Source organism: Methylobacterium sp. FW306-05-D (genome assembly GCF_058782155.1).
In genome coordinates this window covers 60,652-80,126 of the sequence record NZ_JBYSXL010000008.1, presented here as the reverse complement: position 1 = coordinate 80,126, position 19,475 = coordinate 60,652, and the positions used below count along the sequence as shown (strand labels likewise).

Sequence of the window (19,475 nt, the reverse complement as noted above, 5' to 3'; positions counted from 1 at the left end):
GCGCAGGCCTCACCGGCGTGCGTCCGAACCGACCGGGCAAACTCGAAGGGGCCCGCCCCCGGCGGGGGTGCGACCCCATCCGGAGTTGGGTCGCACCTGCGAAGCTCGCGAGGTCAAGACGATCAGTGGCGGAAACGCTGAGCATGACCAAACCTAACGTTGGATCAAAATTTATTCTAGGTGTTATTTTTGGACCCTGTCCAATGCTGTCGGAGGCGCGGGCAGTCAGACGGCCGAACGAAAAAAGGCCGGGCTTTCGCCCGGCCTTTCGTCGTCCTGTGAGTGTCGTGGACGGGTGCGCTTACGCGACCCCGCCCGAGCGCTCGAAGCGCTTGCGCTCGTTCGGGTCGAGGTAGGTCTTGCGCAGGCGGATGGATTTCGGGGTAACCTCCATCAGCTCGTCGTCCTGAATCCAGGCGAGCGAGCGCTCCAGGGTCATGCGGATCGGCGGCGTCAGGCGCACGGCCTCGTCCTTCGAGGTGGTGCGGATGTTGGTGAGCTTCTTGCCCTTGAGCACGTTCACCTCGAGATCGTTCTCGCGGTTGTGCTCGCCGATGATCATGCCCTGGTACACCTTGGCGCCGGGCTCGATCATCATCGGGCCGCGATCCTCGAGGTTCCACATGGCGTAGGCCACGGCCTCGCCCTTGTCGTTCGAGATCAGCACGCCGTTGCGGCGGCCGGGCATCTCGCCCTTGTAGGGCTCGTAGGCCTTGAACAGACGGTTCATGATCGCGGTGCCGCGCGTATCGGTCATGAGCTCACCCTGGTAGCCGATGAGGCCGCGGGTGGGCGCATGGAAAACGAGGCGCAGGCGGGAGCCGCCCGACGGCTTCATCTCGATCATCTCGGCCTTGCGCTCGGACATCTTCTGCACGACGACGCCCGAGTACTCCTCGTCCACGTCGACCACGACCTCCTCGACCGGCTCGAGGACGTTGTCGTTCTCGTCCTTGGAGAGCACCACGCGGGGACGCGAGACGGCGATCTCGAAGCCCTCGCGGCGCATGGTCTCGATCAGGATGGCGAGCTGGAGTTCGCCGCGGCCCGAAACGAAGAACGAATCCTTGTCGGCCGCCTCCTCGATCTTGAGCGTGACGTTGCCCTCGGCCTCCTTGAACAGGCGGTCGCGGATCATGCGGCTCGTGACCTTGTCGCCCTCGGTGCCGGCCAGCGGCGAATCGTTGACGATGAACGACATGGTGACGGTGGGCGGATCGATCGGCTGGGCCTGGATCGGGGTCTCGACCTGCGGATCGCAGAAGGTGTCGGCCACGGTGCCCTTCACGAGGCCCGCGATGGAGACGATGTCGCCGGCCTCGCCGACGTCGATGGGGGCGCGCTCCAGACCGCGGAAGGCCAGGATCTTCGAGACGCGGCCCGTCTCCACGAGCTTGCCCGTGCGGTCCATGACCTTGATGGCCTGGTTCGGCTTCACGGTGCCCGAGGCGATGCGGCCGGTGATGATGCGGCCGAGGAACGGGTTGGCCTCCAGCAGGGTGCCGAGCATCCGGAACGGACCCTCCTCCACCTTCGCCTGGGGCACGTGCTCCAGCACGAGGTCGAACAGCGGCGCGAGGCCCTGGGTCTGGTCGCCGTCCGGCGCCGTCGCCATCCAGCCGGCGCGGCCCGAGCCGTAGAGGATCGGGAAGTCGAGCTGCTCGTCGGTGGCGTCCAGTGCCGCGAAGAGGTCGAACACCTCGTTCACCACCTCGGTGATGCGGGCGTCCGGACGGTCGACCTTGTTGATCGCCACGATCGGCTTCAGGCCGATCTTGAGGGCCTTGCCGACCACGAACTTGGTCTGGGGCATCGGGCCTTCGGCGGCGTCGACGAGCACGATCACGCCATCCACCATCGAGAGGATGCGCTCCACCTCGCCGCCGAAATCGGCGTGGCCGGGGGTGTCGACGACATTGACGCGGGTGTCCTTCCAGACGACCGAGGTCGCCTTGGCCAGGATGGTGATGCCGCGCTCCTTCTCGAGGTCGTTCGAGTCCATGGCGCGTTCCTCGACGCGCTGGTTCTCGCGGAACGATCCGGACTGCGACAGCAGCTTGTCGACGAGCGTCGTCTTGCCGTGGTCGACGTGGGCGATGATGGCGATGTTGCGAAGCTTCATAGGGTATCCGGAAGCGAGAAGAGCCCGTCACGCGACGGGCCGCAGGAATGCGGCCGGCTGCGCCGGGTCACGGGATCGAGCTATCGCGTTGCAATATAAGGTGTGGGCCTCCGGGGCAAGGGGCGACCGCCGCCGGGGCGAGCATGCCCCACCCCCGTCAGGCGCGGGCGGCCTCGAGGAGAGGGGTGCGCGCCCGGTAGCGGCCGAGCGCGGTGACGCAGACGAACGAGATCGCCGCGAGGGTGGTGCCGAAGACGGCGATCGGCCACCAATGGCCCTGGAAGCGCTCGGCCAGGATGGTGCCGACGATCGGGGTGAGCCCGCCCGCCACCGCGCCGCAGACCTGATAGGCCACCGAGATCGCGGTGTAGCGCACCCGGGTCGGAAAGGCGCCGGCCACGTAGCCGGCGATCACCGCGTAGAAGGTGGCGCTGCCCACCACGTTGAGGGCGAGCCCCAGCATCAGGGCCGGTACCGAGCCGAGATCGACCAGGAGGAACAGGGGATAGGGCGCCAGCATCGCCCAGATCAGGGTGCCCTGGAGGAACAGCCGCTCGTTGCGGATGGCCTCGGCGATCCGCGCGCCCACCGGCGTCATCACCAATTGGACGCAGGCCGCCACCAGCAGCGCGTCGAGGATCGTCGCCCGGGGTAGGCCGAGATATTGCGTGGTGTAGGTGATCATGAAGGTGTTGAAGAGGTAGACCGAGCCGATCGCGAAGGTGTTGGCCCCCGCCGCCAGGGCCAGCGGCGTCAGGCTGGTGGCCAGAACCTCGCGAATCGGAGCCTGGGCCGGGGCGGCGGTCCGGCTCGCGGCGTCTCGATCCTCTTGGAAGTCGGGTGATTCGCCGACCCCGAGGCGGATGAACAGGCCCACGAAGAGCAGGACGATGCTGACGAGGAAGGGCAGGCGCCAGCCCCAGGCGAGGAAGCTCTCCTTGTCCATCAGCCCGGCGAGCCGGAAGGCCAGCAGCGACAGGATCTGCCCGGCCGGGCTGCCGAGCTGGTGCGAAGGAAGCGAAGAAGGTCGAGCGCCCCTTCGGCGCGTGCTCGGCCGCGAGCAGCACCGCCCCGCCCCACTCGCCGCCCACGGCGATGCCCTGGAGGATGCGCAGGCACACCAGCGCCACCGGCGCCCAGATCCCGATGCTGGCATAGGTGGGCAGCAAGCCGATGCCGGTGGTGGCCAACCCCATCATCACCAGGGTGACGACGAGGGCCCGCTTGCGCCCGAGCCGGTCGCCGACATGGCCGAAGACCAGCCCGCCGAGGGGCCGGGCAAGGAAGCCCACCGCGAAGGTGCCGAAGGCCGCCAGCGTCGCCACGAAGGGCGTCGCCTCGGCGAAGAAGAGCGGCCCGAACACCAGGGCGGCGGCCGTACCGTAGATGAAGAAGTCGTACCACTCGATGGTGGTGCCGACGAAGGCGGCGATGGCGGCCCGGGCGGGCTGGCGCGGCGCGGGGGCCGGCATCGGGGTCGTGCGCATGCGCCGCTCTCTCGGGTTCGGCGGAGGATACCAGGACGCCCAGCAAGGGCCGGACCGGGCGGGAAACGGCCCTCGGCAGGCCCCACCTTGCCGCGTCGCGCGCACGGATGCGAGAGTTCGCGGCCGGCCCTCGGAGCGAGCGGGGGCGGGGCCGAAGGACGACGATGGAACTCAAGTGGATCGAGGACTTCATCAGCCTGGCCGAGACCCGCAGCTTCTCGCGCTCGGCCGAGGCGCGGTTCGTCACCCAATCGGCCTTCAGCCGGCGCATCCGCTCCCTGGAGGTCTGGCTCGGCACGGTGCTCCTCGACCGCAGCACCTACCCGATCACCCTCACGGCGGACGGACGCCAGTTCCTCGAGACCGCCGAGGAGGTGCTGCGCCTCCTCACCCTCAGCCGCGCCGATTTCCGCAATCGCAGCGAGCGCTCCAGCCTGCCGGTGGTGACGATCACGGCACTCCATTCCCTCTGCCTCTCCGTCCTGCCCCGCTGGTTGAACGGCATCCGCGAGGCGGTGGGGCCGATGGCGAGCCGGGTCCTACCCGACAACTTCAACATCTGCGTCCAGGCCCTGGTGGAAGGCGGCTACGACCTGCTGCTCACCTACCATCACCCGGGCATCCCGATGCCCCTCGACCCGGAACGCTACCCTCACCGGGTCATCGGGCGCGACAGCCTGGTGGCGGTGACCGCCCCCGACGGTCTCCCGCCCGACCGCGACGGACGGCTGCCGCTGCTGCAATATTCCCGCGGGTCCTTCCTCGGCCTCCTCGCCGCCATCGCCCAGTCCCGGGAGGGCGCGCCGGTCACCTACCCGATCCACACCAACGAAAATTCCATGGCCGAGGCCCTGCGCTCCATGGCACTGGCCGGCCACGGCGTCGCCTGGCTCCCCGTCAGCCTGGTGGCGGGCGAGATCGACTCGGGCGCCCTGAAGGTCGTCAGCGCCGAGATGCTGATGGAGATCCGCCTCTACCGGAGCGCCGAGCGTGCCCGACCGTTCCTCGACGCCGTCTGGGCCGCCGCCGCCCTGGATGAACCAAACTATGCATTGCAGGAATAAACGCTGTCGAAACGAGCATTGGCGGCGCGCGACGCGCGGAGCTAATCCCCTCTCAGCGGCGATCTGAGCCGCAGTTGCCCCGCAGCGAACCGCGGGCGCACCCCATCCCGACCCTCCACGAAGACCCGAGGCGAGGCCGCTCACGCGGCCGCGCCGACGCATCCGCGTGGCCGCTGCCCGCCCCGCACGCCGTGTCGGATCGCATCCGCACGCCGCTCGCCCCGGAATACGAGGAGAGACCTGTGACCGACCATCCGACCCGCACCGAGCACGACCTTCTGGGCGACAGGGAGGTGCCGGGGCAAGCCTATTACGGCGTCCACACCCTGCGGGCGGTCGAGAACTTCGCGATCACGGGCCGGACCCTGGCCGACTGCCCCGACCTCATCAACGCGCTCGCGGCGATCAAGCAGGCGGCGGCGCTGGCCAACCGCGAACTCGGCCTCCTCGACGCGCCCCGCACCGAGGCCATCGTGGCGGCCTGCGAGGAGATCCGCGCCGGCGCCCTGCACGAGCAGTTCGTAGTCGACCTGATCCAGGGCGGGGCCGGCACCTCCACCAACATGAACGCCAACGAGGTCATCGCCAATCGGGCGCTGGAGATCCTCGGGCATCCGCGCGGCGCCTACGAGCACCTGCACCCCAACGAGCACGTCAACATGGGGCAGAGCACCAACGACGTGTACCCGACCGCCCTGAAGATCGCCGCCACCGGCGCGATCCGGCGGCTGATCGAGGCCATGGCCGGCCTGCGCGCCAGCTTCTCCGTCAAGGCGACCGAGTTCTCCGATGTCCTCAAGATGGGCCGCACGCAGCTGCAGGACGCGGTGCCGATGACGCTGGGCCAGGAATTCGGCACCTACGCGCTGATGCTGCGCGAGGACGAGGCCCGGCTCGGGGAGGCCGCCCTGCTGATCCGTGAGATCAACATGGGAGCCACCGCGATCGGCACCGGCATCACCGCGCATCCGCTCTACGCCGCCCTCGTCTGCGCGCGCCTCTCGGAGATCACCGGCATCCCCCTGCAGACGGCCGAGGACCTCGTCGAGGCGACCCAGGATTGCGGGGCCTTCGTGCAGCTCTCGGGCGTGCTCAAGCGGGTGGCCGTCAAGCTGTCGAAGACCTGCAACGACCTGCGCCTCCTGTCCAGCGGCCCGCGCGCCGGCTTCAACGAGATCAACCTGCCGGCACGCCAGGCCGGCTCCTCGATCATGCCCGGCAAGGTCAATCCGGTGATCCCCGAGGTGGTCAACCAGGTCGCCTTCGAGGTCATCGGCAACGACGTGACCATCACCTTCGCGGCCGAGGCCGGCCAGCTCCAGCTCAACGCCTTCGAGCCGGTCATCGCCTACAGCCTGTTCAACAGCCTCACCCACCTGCGTGCGGCCTGCATCACCCTCGACGTCCACTGCGTCCAGGGCATCACCGCCAACCGCGAGCGCCTGCGCGCCAGCGTGGAGCAGTCGATCGGCATCGTCACGGCCCTCAACCCCTACATCGGCTACCGCAACGCCACCGCGGTGGCCCTGGAAGCTCATGCCACCGGACGCGGCGTCTACGAGCTCGTGCTCGAGAAGGGCCTCATGGCCAAGGAGCAGCTCGACGCCGTGCTCCAGCCGGACCGCCTGACCCGGCCGCAGGCGTTCTCGGTGGCCTGAGGGCTCAAGTCTGCTGACCCTTGGTGCGCATCCCCCTCCCCCCTCTGCGGGGGAGGGTTGCTCGCGCGTCAGCGCGGGTCGGGAGAGGGGTGCGACGGTTCCGGAGAGGTCGCCCCCTCTCCCGGTCGCTCCGCGACCACCCTCCCCTGCAGAGGGGTGAGGGAAACGCTGCACCTGACCGGGTCACGCCATGACCCGCGATCCAGAGCGCCGACACGGCGCCAACAGCATTCATCGGGAGGAAACACCATGACCAAAAGCGACATCAAGGCGGACGGCAGGAAACCCGGCCGGCTCACCCTCTACACCGGTATCGGCCTCGTCCTCGGCATCCTGGTCGGCGCGATCCTGCACGGGGCGGCGGCGGGGCCGGCAGAAGCCAAGGAGATCGCTGGGTACTTCACGCTCTGCACGGACATCTTCCTGCGCCTGATCAAGATGATCATCGCGCCGCTGGTCTTCGCCACCATCGTGTCGGGCATCGCGAGCTTCGGCGATACCCGCACGGTGGGCCGGGTCGCAGCCCTCGCCATGGGCTGGTTCCTCACCGCCTCCGTGGTGTCGCTGACCCTCGGGTTCCTCGTCGCCAACCTGTTCCAGCCGGGGGCCGGCCTCGCCCTGCCGCTGCCGGAGGCGGGCGCCCAGACCGGGCTGAAAGGCGCCTCGCTGAACCTGCGCGACTTCCTTACCCACGTATTCCCGACCAGCATCGTCTCGGCCATGGCCACCAACGAGGTGCTGCAGATCCTGGTGTTCTCGATCTTCTTCGGCTCCGGCCTCAGCGTGATCGACCGGCGCTATGCCGACCCGATGGTGCACATGATCGACGGCCTCGCCCGGGTGATGTTCGCGGTCACCGACGCGGTGATGCGGCTCGCTCCACTGGCGGTCTTCGCCGCGATCGCGGCGGTGATCACGGTCCAGGGCCTCGGCGTCCTCATCGACTACGGCAAGTTCATCGGCGCGTTCTACCTCGGCCTCGCCGTGCTCTGGGTGATCCTGATCGGCGCCGGATGGCTGGCGCTGGGCACCCGGGTGGTGCGGCTGCTGGATCTGCTGCGCGCCCCGATGATCCTCGCCTTCTCCACCGCCTCGAGCGAGGCCGCCTTCCCGCGCACCGTCGAGGTGCTGGAGAAGTTCGGCGTGCGCCCCCGCGTCACCGGCTTCGTGCTGCCGCTCGGCTACTCGTTCAACCTCGACGGCTCGATGATGTACCAGGCCATGGCGGCGCTCTTCATCGCGCAGGCCTTCGGCATCCATCTCGGCGTCGCCGAGCAGTTCACGATGCTCCTCGTCATGATGGTGACGAGCAAGGGCATCGCCGGCGTGCCGCGTGCCTCCCTCGTGGTGGTGGCCGCGACCGTGCCGATGTTCGGGCTGCCGGCGGCCGGCATCCTGCTCATCATGGGCGTCGACCAGATCCTCGACATGGGCCGCACCGTCACCAACGTCCTCGGCAACGGCCTCGCCACCGCCGCCGTCGCCCAGTGGCAGGGCGAGATGGGCGCGGAGACGGATCTGCCCGCGGAAGCCGGGACCGACGCGACGGCCGCCCTGGCCCCGGCCCGGGCCTGAGGCGCTACTTCGCCGCCAACGGCCGCACCGACCAGGTGGCCCAGTAGACCGGACGGCCGAACACGCTGGATGCGTTCGCGCCGCCCGGTCCGGGCGCGAGCCGGTCGAGCCATGTCAGGAAGCCGGCCTTGGCACGGTAATTGGTCGGAGTCGCGAGGTTGCCGTAGCGGTCGGTCATCCAGAAATGCTGGCTGCGTCCGAAACGGCCCGATCCGTCGCCGCCCGAGCGCAGGCCGAGATAAGCGGTGGAGCGCATGATCGCCTGCGGCTCCGAGAACCACGTCAGGGTCGCGAGGGAGCTCGGCGCGAGATCGGCGGTGTACTGCACGCAGATGTCGGCGACGGGGCCGTCCATGGTGTTGGCGGGCCGGTTGCAGCGATAGGCCGCCACCCAGCGATCCATGTCCCGGGCCTTGGCGACCCGCACGAGGCTCTGGCCCGGCAGCGGTTCGGCGATGGTGCGGGCCGGCGACCAGACACGGTCGGCGGTGAGGTCCCGGCTCGTGCGCAGGTAGAGGCCCATGCGTCGGGACGCGGACGGCTCGTTGCAGTCCGAGGGCAGCACGTCGGTATAGTAGTAGTGGTAGACCTGATCGACCACGCTGATCGCGCCGACGAGGTCGGTGCGGTCGAAGCCCTGGCCGGCGCAGTTGCCGATGATCGCCGCCCCGGTCTCGTCGAGGACGGCGCTCGGGCTCGGCGCCTCGGGCGTCCGCGACCGGCCACGGCGGGAGCGCCCCTCCGGACGGTCCCCGCCGAACGGCGTCCAGACCGTTCCCGCCTCGGAGCGTCCGCGGATGTCGAAACTCGCGAAGTCCAGCGTGCGGGCCTGGAGCAGCGCGTGCCGGTTGCCGGCCTCCGTCGGCACCGCCGCGAGGAAGAACACATAGCTGTAGGCGTCCCCGCCCCAGGCGCGCCCCGCGACCGTCATCGGGTGACGGGCCGCGATGCCCTCGCCCGCCGGATCGGGCGTCGGGGGCGCCTCGGCCTCGGCCCGGCGACGGCCGCGCCGGCCACGCTCCCGGCGCCCCTCCTGGCTGCGGGCGACCTCGCGGGCCATCTCCCACAGGCGTCCCTGGGTCGGCGGCATCGTGGTGGCAAGCTGCTCCGGCATCGCACCGGAGCGGACCGAGCCGCCGTCGAGGGGATCGGTGGCCCGGCGCGCCGCGCAGGCCTCGGCCGCCTCGCCGCGTCGGGACTTTCCGGGCGCTGACGGGGTCTCGGCTTGGTAGACCGCCTGGAGCGGCCCGGTGCCGGGCGTCGTGCGGAGAATCTGCACGCTGCTGGCGGATTCGCAGGCCCGGGGCGCGAAGAACACGCCCTCGGCCTCGCTTCCGCGGCAGATCTCCAGGGTGCCGCCACCGGTGACGTAGCAACTCGTATCGGTGGTCTGCGCGCCCGCCCCGCCGGGCGCGAGCCCCAGAAGGAGCGACAGGCACGCGGCCAGGGGAGCCGGACGGCGAAGGACGCCGGGCGGCGCGGCGGGGGAAGCGGTACGCGGATGTGTCACGGGGGAGAGGGTTAGCGGAGCCCAGCGGTTCGGCAAGGCTCCACCGGGACGCCATCCACACCGCCGGTTCTCACAATGTCGCGGATGGCCGCCGGGTCAGGCGGCGTCCCGGGCCTCCGTCCCGCACCATTCGGCGATGAAGAGCGCCATCGCGGTGGTGATCCGCTGCACGGAGGCGAGGCTGACGCGCTCGTCGAAGCCGTGGATGTTCTGACTGATCGGCCCGTAGCAGAGCGCCGGCACCCGGTCGTAGAGTGCGTAGACCCTGGTATCGAGATAGCTCGGCGACATGAAGCTCTGCAGTTCCGCACCGGTCGCGGTCCGGTGGGCGCGGCCGAGAACCGCCTCGGCGTCCGACCCCTCCGCCAGGACATAGCCCTCGGAGAAGAAGCCGTTGAAGGCGACGCGGGGCGGCGTGTTCGACAGGAAGGCATCGTCCCGGGCGAAATCGGCGATCGCCTGCTCCACCGCGCGGGCGGCCTCCCCGGCCGAGACGCCCGGATAGAGGGCGATGCGGCAGTCGATCCGGCACCAGGCCGGCACCGAGGAGGCCCAGTCGCCGCCCTCGATCCGGCCGACATTGAGGTTGATGGCGTCGGGCTGGTCGGCGAAATGGGGATGGGCCGCCTTCTCGGCGTTCCAGCGCGCCTCGAGGGCCCGCAGGGCGCCGATCACCCGGTAGGTGGCGTCGATGGCGTTGGCGCCGGCCCCCATCTCGCGGACATGGACCGGGCGGCCGCGGACCTCGACGGTGAACCACAGCACGCCGACATTGGCGCGCACGAGCTTCTCGTCCTCCGGCTCGGGGATCAGCACGGCATCGGCACGGTAGCCGCGCAGGTGGGTCATCAGGGCGCCGTTGCCGGTGGATTCCTCCTCGACCACCGATTGCAGGGTGACGGTGGCGGCCGGCTGCAGGCCGACCCTGGCCAGCGCGTCGAGGGCGAACAGGTTGGCGGCGTGGCCCGCCTTCATGTCGGCGGCGCCCCGTCCGTACATCCAGTCGCCGTCGATGACGGGCTCGAAGGGCGGATGGGTCCAGAGGTCGGGAGGGCCGGGCGGCACCACGTCGACATGGGCTTGGAGGATCAGCGAGCGCCCGGTCTCGGCCCGGGGCCGGTGGATGCCGACGACGAGGGGCGCCTGCGAATGCGTCTCGGACATCGCGGCCCCGCCAGGATGGGCGGCGAGGGCCGCCCCATCCATGGTGAAGCGGTCGAGGGCGTAGCCCCGCGCGCGGAAGGACCGGAAGACGAAGTCCTGGATCGCGTGCTCGGCGCCCCGCGTCGAGCCGAACCGCACCAGGGCTTGCGTGTGAGCGACCTGCTCGGGGAACCCCGCCGCGACGGCCTCGGCGATGCAGGCGGCAAGGGCGGGATCGAGGGGCATCGGCGCTCCGGCTCAGGCTGCGGCGGCCGCCAGGATAGCGACGCCGGCGCGTTCAGGCGAGCAGGGCCGCCACGAGCGCCAGCGGCAGGGCGAGCAGGGCCGCCGGGCGGATCCAGGCCGGCCGGTAGGAGACCAGCCCGACGACGACGAGGGCGGCGCCGGTCAGCGAGCCGATCCACTGCACCGGACCGAAGTTCCAGTCCGAGGTCACGACGGCGGCCGCGAAGGAGGCCGCGATGGCGGCCCAGCCGGAGAGGCGCAGGGCCCGGGCGCGGGTCCGGCTCTGATCGCGCCCCACGATGGCCCGGTGATGCCGATCCATCGCGAGGCAGAGGGCGGCGAGCCCGGCGAAGCTCAGGGCGAGGTTGAGGGCGATGGAGAGCGGCGTCATGCTTCGACGAGACCTTCGGGCGACCGGCCCTGGACGGGGCGCACCGATTTCGCGGACCGGCGACGCTCCTCGAAGCGGGAGACCTGGCGGGCCCCGAGGGCCAGGACGAGGCCGAGCCCCAGCATGGCGGCGTCGAAGGCCAGGAAATCGAGGCCGCGATCCGTGGTCAGCGCGCTCACCACCGGCACGGCGGCGAACAGGAGGCCGGCGGCGAGGCCCGTCTCGGTCCAGGCCCGGCGGTACGGCCGCACCAGGGGCACCAGGGCGGCGAGCGCCCAGGCCCCGAAGAACACGGCGCCCTCCCAGGTCGCCCGATGGGCGAGGTCGACGGGCAGCAGGCGGTTGCCGAGGAGGAACGCCGCCATGCCGATGGGCAGGCCGAGGATCGTGCCGATGTTCAGGCCGCGCACGAGACGCAGGCCGAAGCCCGGCACCTCGCCCGCCTTCGGCGCCCGGGCGACGGTCCACAGGATGAGGCCCGTGGCGATGGTGGCCGCGCCGAGCAGGCCGCAGAGGAAGAACAGCGCCCGAAGCGCGGAACTTGCGAAATGCGCCTCGTGCAGGCCCATGAAGCTGGTGAAGACGTGCGCGGCCGGCTTCATCGTCGTTACCCGCTCGACGACGGCGCCGGAGGCGGCGTCGAAGGCGATCTGGGGATGCTGGTGGGCGAGCCCGTGGGGCTCCTCGAACACCGCGACCACCGTGGCGTTGGCGTCGCCCGGGTTGTTCACGATGACCATCTCGAGGGGCTCGGAGACCTCGCCCTGGGCCCGGGCCAGGAGCGGCGCCAGCGGGACGGCCTCGGCAGGGCGCCCGGCGGCCGGACGCCAGGTCGTGGTCTGGGCGGCCTCGACGTAGAAGCGCAGCTCGTCGCCCTTGTAGGCCGCCGTGACGCCCCAGGGCATGTACATCACGCCGAGCGTGACGATCCCCGTATAGGTGATCATCAGGTGGAACGGCAGGGCGAGCACGCCGGTGACGTTGTGCGCGTCGAGCCAGCCGCGCTGGGCCGACTTGTCCCGCCGGAAGGTGAAGAAGTCGGCGAAGATGCGCCGGTGGGTGACGATGCCGGAGATCAGGGCGACGAGGAGGATCAGCGCGGCGGCCCCGACGATCCAGCGGCCGAGTCCCGGCATCATCTGGAGCTCGTAATGGAAGCGGTAGAAGAAGTCGCCGCCGTGGGTGTCGCGCGCCCTGGTCGGCGCGCCCGTCTCGACGTCGAGCATGGCCTGGCCGAGGGGCGCATCCAGGCTGTCCATCCAATAGGCCCCGATGACCGGGCGGTCCGGCTGCGGCACCGAGACGTACCAGGCCATGGCCTTCGGGGCGTGGGCCTTCAGGTAGGCGATGCCGCGTTCGGCGGCCGGGACCGGATCGGTGGGGCCGGCGTGCAACTCCGGGCGCATCCAGAGCGAGATGTCGGTGCGGTAGTAGGTGGCGGTGCCGGTGACGAACACGGCGAACATCACCCAGCCGGTGACGAGCCCGGCCCAGGTGTGGAGCCAGGCCATGGACTGACGGAATCCCTGCCTCATGCGGGCGGTCCCATCGTGACGCCGTCGAGGGCGAGCCAGAGGCCGAGGCCCACCAGCGCGATCGGAACCCCGAGGCCGAGAGCGGCGCGCATCAGCGTACGGGCGGCGAAGACCCAGATCACGGCTCCGGCCAGGATGGCGAAGCTGATCAGGGTCGCGGTGGCCACCGCTTCCGAGCGCACCATCGGCAGGGTCAGCGACAGGAAGGCGGTCGCCAGCCCCGCGAGCGCGTAGCCGCCGAAGGCCGCCAGCCCCACGCGCGCGGCCACCGCCGCGCGGTAGCGCCAGCCTAGTCGCAGGCGGCTCCTGTCGGGGAGACTGGAAACATCCGTCACGGGCAACACCTTCGGGACGAGCGTGGGCGAGACGAGCGCGGAGCCGAACCCCGCAACGGCAGGCAGATCTGGCAGTCACGGCCGGGACGATCTCTCGGCCGCCCCCCGATCTCACGGGGATCGTCTCGCTATAGCGATCCTGGTCTTGGGCTCGCAAACGCTATGTTATGGAATCATTCCAATTCGACTTTCCGACGCTGCCCTTCACCCTGCGACCTCGTCGGGGTGCGGACACCGGCTCGCCATCGGAAATCGTGTTGACGGGCCGCAGGTCGCGCCCTGTGCATCCCGAACGCGGGTTAGGATAAGGTGACGCCCAGCGCCCGCTTCCCGCGAACACCGCACGAGAACAAGACACCCGATCGTGACCGCAAGCTCCTCCCGTCCCCCGATCCGCTTCCGCGGCCGCTCGTTCATGGCCCTGGTGCTCGCCCCGGTGCTGCCCGTCTCGGACTGGCTCGACGAACTCGACGCCCTGGCCCAGCGCTCGCCGGCCTTCTTCGTCGGGCGGCCGGTGATCCTCGACGTGGCCGGGCTCGGACTCGAACGGGAGGCCCTGACCGCCCTGGTGGCGGACCTCGCCGCCCGCGACGTCGCCGTGATGGGCATCGAGGGCGCCGATCCGGGACAGCTCGGCCCCGGCCTGCCGCCGCCCCCGGCGGGCGGGCGCCCGGTCGACGCCGTCCCGGCCCCGCAGGCGACGCCGGACGCCGAGCCCGACACGCCCGTAGTGCCCTCGGCGCCGGCCCCGTTCCGCTCGCTGATCCTCGATGCGCCGGTGCGCTCCGGCCAGACCATCCTGCATCTCGAGGGCGACATCACCGTGATGGGCTCGGTGGCCTCCGGCGCCGAGGTGATCGCGGGCGGCTCGCTCCACGTCTACGGCGCCCTGCGCGGCCGGGCGATCGCGGGGGCGGCGGGCAATCCGGAGGCCCGCATCACCTGCCGCCGGTTCGAACCCGAACTCATCGCCATCGACGGCCTCTACCGCACCGCCGACGACCTCGGCCCGGTCCAGCGCGGGCTGCCGGCCCAGGTCCGGCTCGAGGGCGATGCCATCAAGGTGGCCGGGCTGGACTAGGCGCTACCGGCCGGTCCAGGCCGGAGAGCGCTTGGCGAGGAACGCCTCCATGCCCTCGCGAAAATCGGCGCTGGTGTAGCAGAGGCGGATGAGGTCGTCGCCGGGACGCTCGGCCCCCGTCTCGTCCGCGTCCTGGAGGCGGCGCAGGCCTTCCTTGGTCGCCCGCAGGGTGAGCGGCGCGTGACCGGCGACCAGGGCCGCGAGTTCCGTGGCGCGGGTCGCCAGGGCCTCGGCATCGGGCAGGACCTCGCCCACGAGTCCGATGGCCAGGGCCTCCTCGGCCCCGACGAGGCGGGCGGTGAAGATCATGTCCTTGACCCGCGCCGGGCCGATCAGGGCGGAGAGCCGGCGCAGGTTGCCGAGGGAGAGGCAATTGCCCAAGGTCCGGGCGATGGGGAAACCGAGCCGGGCGTCCCGGGTGGCGAGCCGCAGGTCGCAGGCCGCCGCGATGGCCGCCCCGCCCCCGGTGCAGGCGCCGGCGATCGCCGCGATGGTCGGCACGGGCAGGCGCTCCAGCGCACCCATCACCCGATCCATGAAGCGCTCGTAGGCGATCGCGTCCTGGGCGTTCGAGAAGCTCCGGAACTGGGCGATGTCGGTGCCGGCCGCGAAAGCCTTGTCGCCCGCCCCCGTGATGACGAGGGCCTTGATGTCCCCATCCGCCTCGATGCGCGCGCAGGCATCGATCAGCCCCTGGTACATGCCGAAGGTGAGCGCGTTGCGTGCCTGCGGCCGGTTGAGGGTGAGGCGGGCGATGCCGCCCTCGACCGTCAAGAGAAGGTCCTCGGTAGGGGTCTGGTCGGTATCGGTCATGCCGGGTCCCTGGGCGCGCAGGCGCGGAAAGCCTGCGCTAACCCTCTCGCCCATCGGGGCCGGCCGGGGCAAGCGGCCGGCTCGCGTCCCTCCGTCTCAGAACACCGCGGGCACGAACATCTCGGGCGGCACGGGGTGGCGGGTGTAGTCGTCGTGGCGCTCCCGGTCCGGCAGGTGCACGGGCGGATGCTCGACGTCGCCGTAGGGGATCTGCGCGAGGAAGTGGCTGATGCAGTTGAGCCGGGCGCGCTTCTTGTCGACGGCCTCGACCACCCACCACGGTGCCTCCGGGATGTGGGTCCGGGCGAGCATGTCCTCCTTGGCCTTGGTGTAGTCCTCCCAGCGGCGGCGGGACTGCACGTCCATCGGCGAGAGCTTCCACTGCTTCAGGGGATCGTGGATGCGCATATGGAAGCGGAAGGCCTGCTCCTCGTCGGTGATCGAGAACCAGTATTTCAGCACGATGATCCCGGAGCGTGTCAGCATGCGTTCGAATTCGGGAACGGAGCGGAAGAACTCCTCCACCTCGTCGGCCGAGCAGAAGCCCATCACGCGCTCGACGCCGGCGCGGTTGTACCAGGAGCGGTCGAACAGCACGATCTCGCCGCCGGCCGGCAGATGGGCGACGTAGCGCTGGAAATACCATTGCGTGCGCTCGCGCTCGCTCGGGGCGGGCAGCGCCGCGACGCGGCAGACGCGCGGGTTGAGCCGCTGGGTGATGCGCTTGATCACGCCGCCCTTGCCGGCGGAGTCGCGCCCTTCGAAGATCACGACGACGCGCAGCTTGTGGGCCTGGACCCAGTCCTGCAGGCGCACCAACTCGTGCTGGAGGCGGAACAGCTCGCGGAAATAGACCTTGCGGTCGAGGCCGGGCGGACGGGAAGGACGGCCGAGTTCGCCGGCGAGGCGCTCCAGGCGCTCGTCCTCCATCTCGAGCTCGAGCTCCTCGTCGAAGTCGTCGGCGACCTCCCGGCGGATCGCCTCGACCTCCGCTGCCCGTCGCCCGCCGTCCATGTGAAAGTCCATCCCTGCCGCCTTAACGGCCAAGGTTAGATCACGGCTTCATGACAGGCTTGATACGGCGCGGCGGAGCGACCGACCGCCGGAGGGAACGGGGACCGCGTCCCGCGGGTTGAGAGGGAAGCTGCGCCATTTCGTTCGCGGGCCGCGAGTCCGGCCCGCCTGGCGCCCCATACTGCAAGAGGGTCCACCCATGAGCCTGATCGGACGCATCGTCACCAAGCTCCTCGGCAACGAGGACCGTCCCGTGGTCCGCGACGACCGCAACTACGATTCCGGCACGCCGCTCGGCCGCCTCGTGACCAAGATCCTGCGCAAGTAGGAAGTCTGGCGCAGGGAACGGTCCCATCCACCGGTCTCCGCGCGCCGGGCGGCCCAGGCCGCCCGGAACTTCGGTTCCTTCGCGATCCGGGCCCTTCCGGCGCCCGGACGCCCTCGCGGCTCAGGCCGCCCGGCGCTTCGCCTTCTTTTCGCGTCCCTGCCCGGGCGCACGCTGGCCGGCGCGAGTCCGGTCGAGAACGAACTTCGCGTAATCGTCCATGTCCCCGGCGAAGGGCTTGACCGTGTTGTCGGCCGCCAGCCACAGGCGATCCGCCACCAGCTCCATCAGCGAGCGGTCGTGGGTGATGAGGATGACCGCCCCGCCGTAATCGTTCAGCGCGTCGAGGAGTGCCCTCCGGCTGTCGATGTCGAGGTGATTGGTCGGCTCGTCGAGGATGAGCAGGTGCGGCGCCTGCATCGCCACCAGGTTGAGGAGCAGCCGCGCGCGCTCGCCGCCCGACAGGGCGTCCACCGTGGTCTCCTGCTTGTCGAAGGCGAGGCCGAAGCTGGCCAGCTTGGCGCGCCGCGCCGATTCGCTGTCGTCGGGCCGCTCGCGCCGGATGATGGCCAGCGGCGTGTCCTTCGGGTCGAGGGCCTCGATCTGGTGCTGGTGGAACCAGCCGACCTGCACCCGGCCCTCCCGCACCATCCGTCCGTCACGCACCTGGAGCGCACCGGCCGCCATCTTGGCGAAGGTCGACTTGCCGGCCCCGTTGACGCCGAGGAGTCCGATGCGGTCGTCGACGTCGAGGGTCAGGTTGAGGTCGCGCAGCACCGGCGCATCGTCGCCATACGCGATGGTGGCGTTCGTCAGATGCATCAGGGGCGGCGCCAGGGGGCGCTTCGGCGAGGGCAGGTGGAACGGCGCCACGTGTTCTTCGATGGTGGTGGCGATCGGCTCCAGCTTGGCGAGGCGCTTGACGCGGGACTGCGCCTGGGCCGCCTTCGAGGCCTTGGCCTTGAACCGGTCGATGAAGCTCTGGAGATGCGCGCGTTCGGCCTCCTGCTTCTGCTTGGTCGAGGCCTGGAGGCGGGCCTTCTCGGCCCGGCGCTTCTCGAAATCGTCGTAGCCGCCCGCGTAGAGTTCGAGCTTGCCGCCGGCCACGTGCAGGATCGCGTCCACCGAATTGTTCAGGAGCTCGCGGTCGTGGCTGATGATCAGGGCCGAGTGCGGGTAGCGCTTGAGCCGCGCCTCCAGCCAGAGGGCCCCCTCGAGATCCAGGTAGTTGGTGGGCTCGTCCAGCAGAAGCATGTCCGGCTCGGCGAAGAGGGCGGCGGCCAGCGCCACGCGCATGCGCCAGCCGCCGGAGAATTCCGCCATCGGCCGGGTCAGGTCCTCCACCGAGAAACCGAGGCCGGCCAGGATCTCGCCGGCCCGGGCCGGCGCCCGGTCGGCGTCGATCTCGATGAGGCGGGCATAGATCTCGCCCAGGCGCTCGGGCGCGGCGGTCTCGAGCTCGGCGTTCAGGGCCTCGCGCTCCACATCCGCCGCCAGGATCGTGTCGATCAGGCTGACGGGCGTCGCGGGATGCTCCTGGTCGACCGAGGCGACGCGCGCCGTCTTCGGCAGCAGGATGGCACCGCCGTCGGGCTGCAGTTCGCCCAGGATGATCTTGAACAGGGTCGACTTGCCGACGCCGTTGCGGCCGACGAGCCCGACCTTGGAACCCGGCGGTACGGCGACGCTGGCGCGATCGAAGAAGCGCCGGCCCCAGGCGCTGAAGGTGAGGTCTTCGATCTGGATCATGCGGGGGACTCGTCGGGGGCGGACACCGGACGGACCCGGACGCTGACGGGACTCTACCGCACCGCACCATCCGGCGCGAGGGGTGCCCGGCGCAACCGGCCCCCTCGCTCCACGCGTTCCGCCCGACCGGTCGCCGGTCTATTGCGCGGCGACGACCGAGGCCTTGACCAGCGGCGCCACCGGCACGTTCTTCTGCCAGAAGGTGCCGGTGCGGCCCGTCTGGTAGCCGGCCTCGTAGAGGCTGCGCATGTAGCCCGTGTCGAAGCCGCGCGCGGTCGAGGTGTTGGGCGCGGATTCGTCGATATAGGCGAGGTTGAAGCCGATGCCGTTGGCGCGGGTGAAGGCGTAGGTCGAGGCCAGGGTGGCGCGGCTGCGGGCGCGGCTCGCCGTGGTGAACGAGCGCTCGACGATGGAGAGCGTGTTGTTCTGGGCGAGATCGAATTCCGGCTCCAGCCGCCCGTTGATGATGACGTAGATGTCCGACTTGGCGCCCGCCTTGAACCGGCGGTCGCGGAGCAGGAACGATTGCGGGAGGGTGAACACCGGCGTCACCACCGAGCCGTCGACATGCATTTCCTGGAAGGTGCGCTGCGCCGCCTGGACGTCGATGAGCTGGGGCGGGAACACCGCCGGGATGCTGGCCGAGGCGGTGAGCACGTCGGTGAACAGGTCGATCGCCGCGGGCCCGCCGCTGGCGGCGATGGCACCCATGTTCCAGATCACGGCGCGCTGGGCGTCGAGGTTCGTCGTCACCACGAGGAGGCGACGGCCCTTGGCATGCTGGGCGGCGACCGCGGCGAGGAGGTCCGGCGTCACGTAGCGGCGCACGAGGCCGCGCAGCCGTCCGTCGCCGAACAGGCCCGAGCCGAACAGAACGTTGGCGAAGCTCGGCGACTGCACCAGCGTCGAGGCGACGCCGCTGGTGTAGATGTCCTTCAGGACGGCGTCGTATTCCGGACCGACGAAGGCGAAGGGGGCGATCAGCGCACCGGTGGACACGCCGGAGACCAGGGAGAATTCCGGACGCTTGCCGGATTCCGTCCAGCCGTTCAGCAGGCCGGCACCGTAGGCCCCGTCGCCGCCGCCGCCGGACAGGGCGAGGTAGGCGAACGGCACCTTGCTGTTCTCGGGGCGCGCCGACATCTCGGTGAAGGTCTTCTCCGAGGCGTCCGCATAGGCGCGGACGTTCGGATCGAGCCCGGGCAGGACCGCGGCGGCCGCCTCGCTCGCCGTGTAGGGAGTGCGGGGTGTGGTGCCACAGGCCGCGAGCTGGCCGGCGGCGAGCAGGGCGAGGAGCCCCCGAGTCCACCGGAGACGACGCATGTTCGACATGTTCACTGCCAAGATTCCGGAGCCCGACCCCGATGCGACCCTAGCACGGAAACGAGCTTGGCCTTTGCCGTGTTCCGGCTACGCTTCGCGAGGCC

16 protein-coding genes and 1 pseudogene are annotated in these 19,475 nt (G+C 70.5%); 5 read left to right on the top strand and 12 right to left on the bottom strand.

Annotation, left to right across the window (positions count from 1 at the left end; all coding sequences use genetic code 11):
• Window positions 1–301 precede the first annotated feature (301 nt).
• The 3 genes and pseudogenes from typA to AC3WLN_RS05360 form a co-directional block, all read right to left on the bottom strand.
• Complete coding sequence (typA, locus tag AC3WLN_RS05370) at window positions 302–2,122, bottom strand: translational GTPase TypA (protein ID WP_492480046.1); 1,821 nt, start codon at window positions 2,120–2,122, stop codon at window positions 302–304.
• Window positions 2,123–2,279: 157 nt separating this feature from the next.
• The gene (locus AC3WLN_RS05365; protein WP_492480045.1) at window positions 2,280–3,068 is read right to left on the bottom strand and encodes an MFS transporter; all 789 of its coding nucleotides are present in this window, start codon (window positions 3,066–3,068) and stop codon (window positions 2,280–2,282) included.
• Window positions 3,069–3,201: 133 nt separating this feature from the next.
• Window positions 3,202–3,594: pseudogene (locus AC3WLN_RS05360) on the bottom strand (MFS transporter); the annotation flags it as partial.
• Between the two features lie 179 nt (window positions 3,595–3,773).
• Here AC3WLN_RS05360 and AC3WLN_RS05355 point away from each other — a divergent pair.
• The 3 genes from AC3WLN_RS05355 to AC3WLN_RS05345 all read left to right on the top strand — a co-directional run bounded on the left by AC3WLN_RS05355 (window position 3,774) and on the right by AC3WLN_RS05345 (window position 7,906).
• The gene (locus tag AC3WLN_RS05355; protein WP_492480044.1) at window positions 3,774–4,673 is read left to right on the top strand and encodes a LysR family transcriptional regulator; all 900 of its coding nucleotides are present in this window, start codon (window positions 3,774–3,776) and stop codon (window positions 4,671–4,673) included.
• A 242-nt stretch (window positions 4,674–4,915) separates the two neighbouring features.
• A complete protein-coding gene (gene aspA / locus AC3WLN_RS05350) occupies window positions 4,916–6,331 on the top strand; it encodes an aspartate ammonia-lyase (RefSeq protein ID WP_492480043.1) in 1,416 nt (471 codons plus the stop codon).
• A 249-nt stretch (window positions 6,332–6,580) separates the two neighbouring features.
• Complete coding sequence (locus tag AC3WLN_RS05345) at window positions 6,581–7,906, top strand: dicarboxylate/amino acid:cation symporter (RefSeq protein WP_492480042.1); 1,326 nt, start codon at window positions 6,581–6,583, stop codon at window positions 7,904–7,906.
• 4 nt (window positions 7,907–7,910) lie between these two features.
• Here AC3WLN_RS05345 and AC3WLN_RS05340 read toward each other — a convergent pair whose 3' ends face one another.
• The 5 genes from AC3WLN_RS05340 to AC3WLN_RS05320 all read right to left on the bottom strand — a co-directional run bounded on the left by AC3WLN_RS05340 (window position 7,911) and on the right by AC3WLN_RS05320 (window position 13,066).
• Complete coding sequence (locus AC3WLN_RS05340) at window positions 7,911–9,416, bottom strand: hypothetical protein (RefSeq protein ID WP_492480041.1); 1,506 nt, start codon at window positions 9,414–9,416, stop codon at window positions 7,911–7,913.
• 96 nt (window positions 9,417–9,512) lie between these two features.
• The gene (locus AC3WLN_RS05335; RefSeq protein WP_492480040.1) at window positions 9,513–10,805 is read right to left on the bottom strand and encodes an ArgE/DapE family deacylase; all 1,293 of its coding nucleotides are present in this window, start codon (window positions 10,803–10,805) and stop codon (window positions 9,513–9,515) included.
• A 52-nt stretch (window positions 10,806–10,857) separates the two neighbouring features.
• On the bottom strand, window positions 10,858–11,196 hold the full coding sequence (locus tag AC3WLN_RS05330; RefSeq protein WP_492480039.1) for a DUF3325 domain-containing protein: 339 nt from the start codon (window positions 11,194–11,196) through the stop codon (window positions 10,858–10,860).
• Window positions 11,193–12,731, bottom strand: coding sequence for a PepSY-associated TM helix domain-containing protein (locus tag AC3WLN_RS05325; protein WP_492480038.1), 1,539 nt, complete (start codon window positions 12,729–12,731; stop codon window positions 11,193–11,195). Before AC3WLN_RS05325 ends, AC3WLN_RS05330 begins: the two co-directional genes overlap by 4 nt.
• Complete coding sequence (locus AC3WLN_RS05320; RefSeq protein WP_492480037.1) at window positions 12,728–13,066, bottom strand: iron transporter; 339 nt, start codon at window positions 13,064–13,066, stop codon at window positions 12,728–12,730. The genes AC3WLN_RS05325 and AC3WLN_RS05320 overlap by 4 nt, the downstream gene beginning before the upstream one ends.
• A 415-nt stretch (window positions 13,067–13,481) precedes the next feature.
• Between AC3WLN_RS05320 and minC the strand changes: the two genes are divergently transcribed.
• On the top strand, window positions 13,482–14,147 hold the full coding sequence (gene minC / locus AC3WLN_RS05315) for a septum site-determining protein MinC (protein WP_492480059.1): 666 nt from the start codon (window positions 13,482–13,484) through the stop codon (window positions 14,145–14,147).
• 3 nt (window positions 14,148–14,150) lie between these two features.
• Here the strand turns inward: minC and AC3WLN_RS05310 are convergent, their stop codons facing one another.
• Complete coding sequence (locus tag AC3WLN_RS05310; RefSeq protein WP_492480036.1) at window positions 14,151–14,960, bottom strand: enoyl-CoA hydratase/isomerase family protein; 810 nt, start codon at window positions 14,958–14,960, stop codon at window positions 14,151–14,153.
• Between the two features lie 96 nt (window positions 14,961–15,056).
• Window positions 15,057–15,986 (bottom strand): polyphosphate kinase 2, encoded by a 930-nt coding sequence (gene ppk2, locus AC3WLN_RS05305; protein ID WP_492480035.1) that lies wholly within the window; start codon window positions 15,984–15,986, stop codon window positions 15,057–15,059.
• Between the two features lie 187 nt (window positions 15,987–16,173).
• Here ppk2 and AC3WLN_RS05300 point away from each other — a divergent pair, with 187 nt between their 5' ends.
• Window positions 16,174–16,302, top strand: a complete 129-nt coding sequence (locus AC3WLN_RS05300; protein ID WP_055945825.1) for a hypothetical protein — start codon at window positions 16,174–16,176, stop codon at window positions 16,300–16,302.
• A gap of 120 nt (window positions 16,303–16,422) precedes the next feature.
• On the opposite strand, the gene AC3WLN_RS05295 is transcribed toward AC3WLN_RS05300, so the two are convergent.
• Window positions 16,423–18,048, bottom strand: coding sequence for an ABC-F family ATP-binding cassette domain-containing protein (locus AC3WLN_RS05295; RefSeq protein ID WP_492480034.1), 1,626 nt, complete (start codon window positions 18,046–18,048; stop codon window positions 16,423–16,425).
• A 138-nt stretch (window positions 18,049–18,186) separates the two neighbouring features.
• Window positions 18,187–19,380: a patatin-like phospholipase family protein gene (locus AC3WLN_RS05290; protein ID WP_492480033.1), complete on the bottom strand. Its 1,194-nt coding sequence runs from the start codon at window positions 19,378–19,380 to the stop codon at window positions 18,187–18,189.
• Window positions 19,381–19,475: the final 95 nt, after the last annotated feature.

Bases quoted from the DNA above. Each gene is read 5' to 3' on its own strand.
- typA (WP_492480046.1), bottom strand. From the start codon at position 2,122: ATGAAGCTTCGCAACATCGCCATCATCGCCCACGTCGACCACGGCAAG.
- AC3WLN_RS05365 (WP_492480045.1), bottom strand. From the start codon at position 3,068: ATGGACAAGGAGAGCTTCCTCGCCTGGGGCTGGCGCCTGCCCTTCCTC.
- AC3WLN_RS05355 (WP_492480044.1), top strand. From the start codon at position 3,774: ATGGAACTCAAGTGGATCGAGGACTTCATCAGCCTGGCCGAGACCCGC.
- AC3WLN_RS05345 (WP_492480042.1), top strand. From the start codon at position 6,581: ATGACCAAAAGCGACATCAAGGCGGACGGCAGGAAACCCGGCCGGCTC.
- AC3WLN_RS05335 (WP_492480040.1), bottom strand. From the start codon at position 10,805: ATGCCCCTCGATCCCGCCCTTGCCGCCTGCATCGCCGAGGCCGTCGCG.
- AC3WLN_RS05330 (WP_492480039.1), bottom strand. From the start codon at position 11,196: ATGACGCCGCTCTCCATCGCCCTCAACCTCGCCCTGAGCTTCGCCGGG.
- AC3WLN_RS05325 (WP_492480038.1), bottom strand. From the start codon at position 12,731: ATGAGGCAGGGATTCCGTCAGTCCATGGCCTGGCTCCACACCTGGGCC.
- minC (WP_492480059.1), top strand. From the start codon at position 13,482: ATGGCCCTGGTGCTCGCCCCGGTGCTGCCCGTCTCGGACTGGCTCGAC.
- AC3WLN_RS05310 (WP_492480036.1), bottom strand. From the start codon at position 14,960: ATGACCGATACCGACCAGACCCCTACCGAGGACCTTCTCTTGACGGTC.
- ppk2 (WP_492480035.1), bottom strand. From the start codon at position 15,986: ATGGACTTTCACATGGACGGCGGGCGACGGGCAGCGGAGGTCGAGGCG.
- AC3WLN_RS05300 (WP_055945825.1), top strand. From the start codon at position 16,174: ATGAGCCTGATCGGACGCATCGTCACCAAGCTCCTCGGCAACGAGGAC.
- AC3WLN_RS05295 (WP_492480034.1), bottom strand. From the start codon at position 18,048: ATGATCCAGATCGAAGACCTCACCTTCAGCGCCTGGGGCCGGCGCTTC.
- AC3WLN_RS05290 (WP_492480033.1), bottom strand. From the start codon at position 19,380: ATGTCGAACATGCGTCGTCTCCGGTGGACTCGGGGGCTCCTCGCCCTG.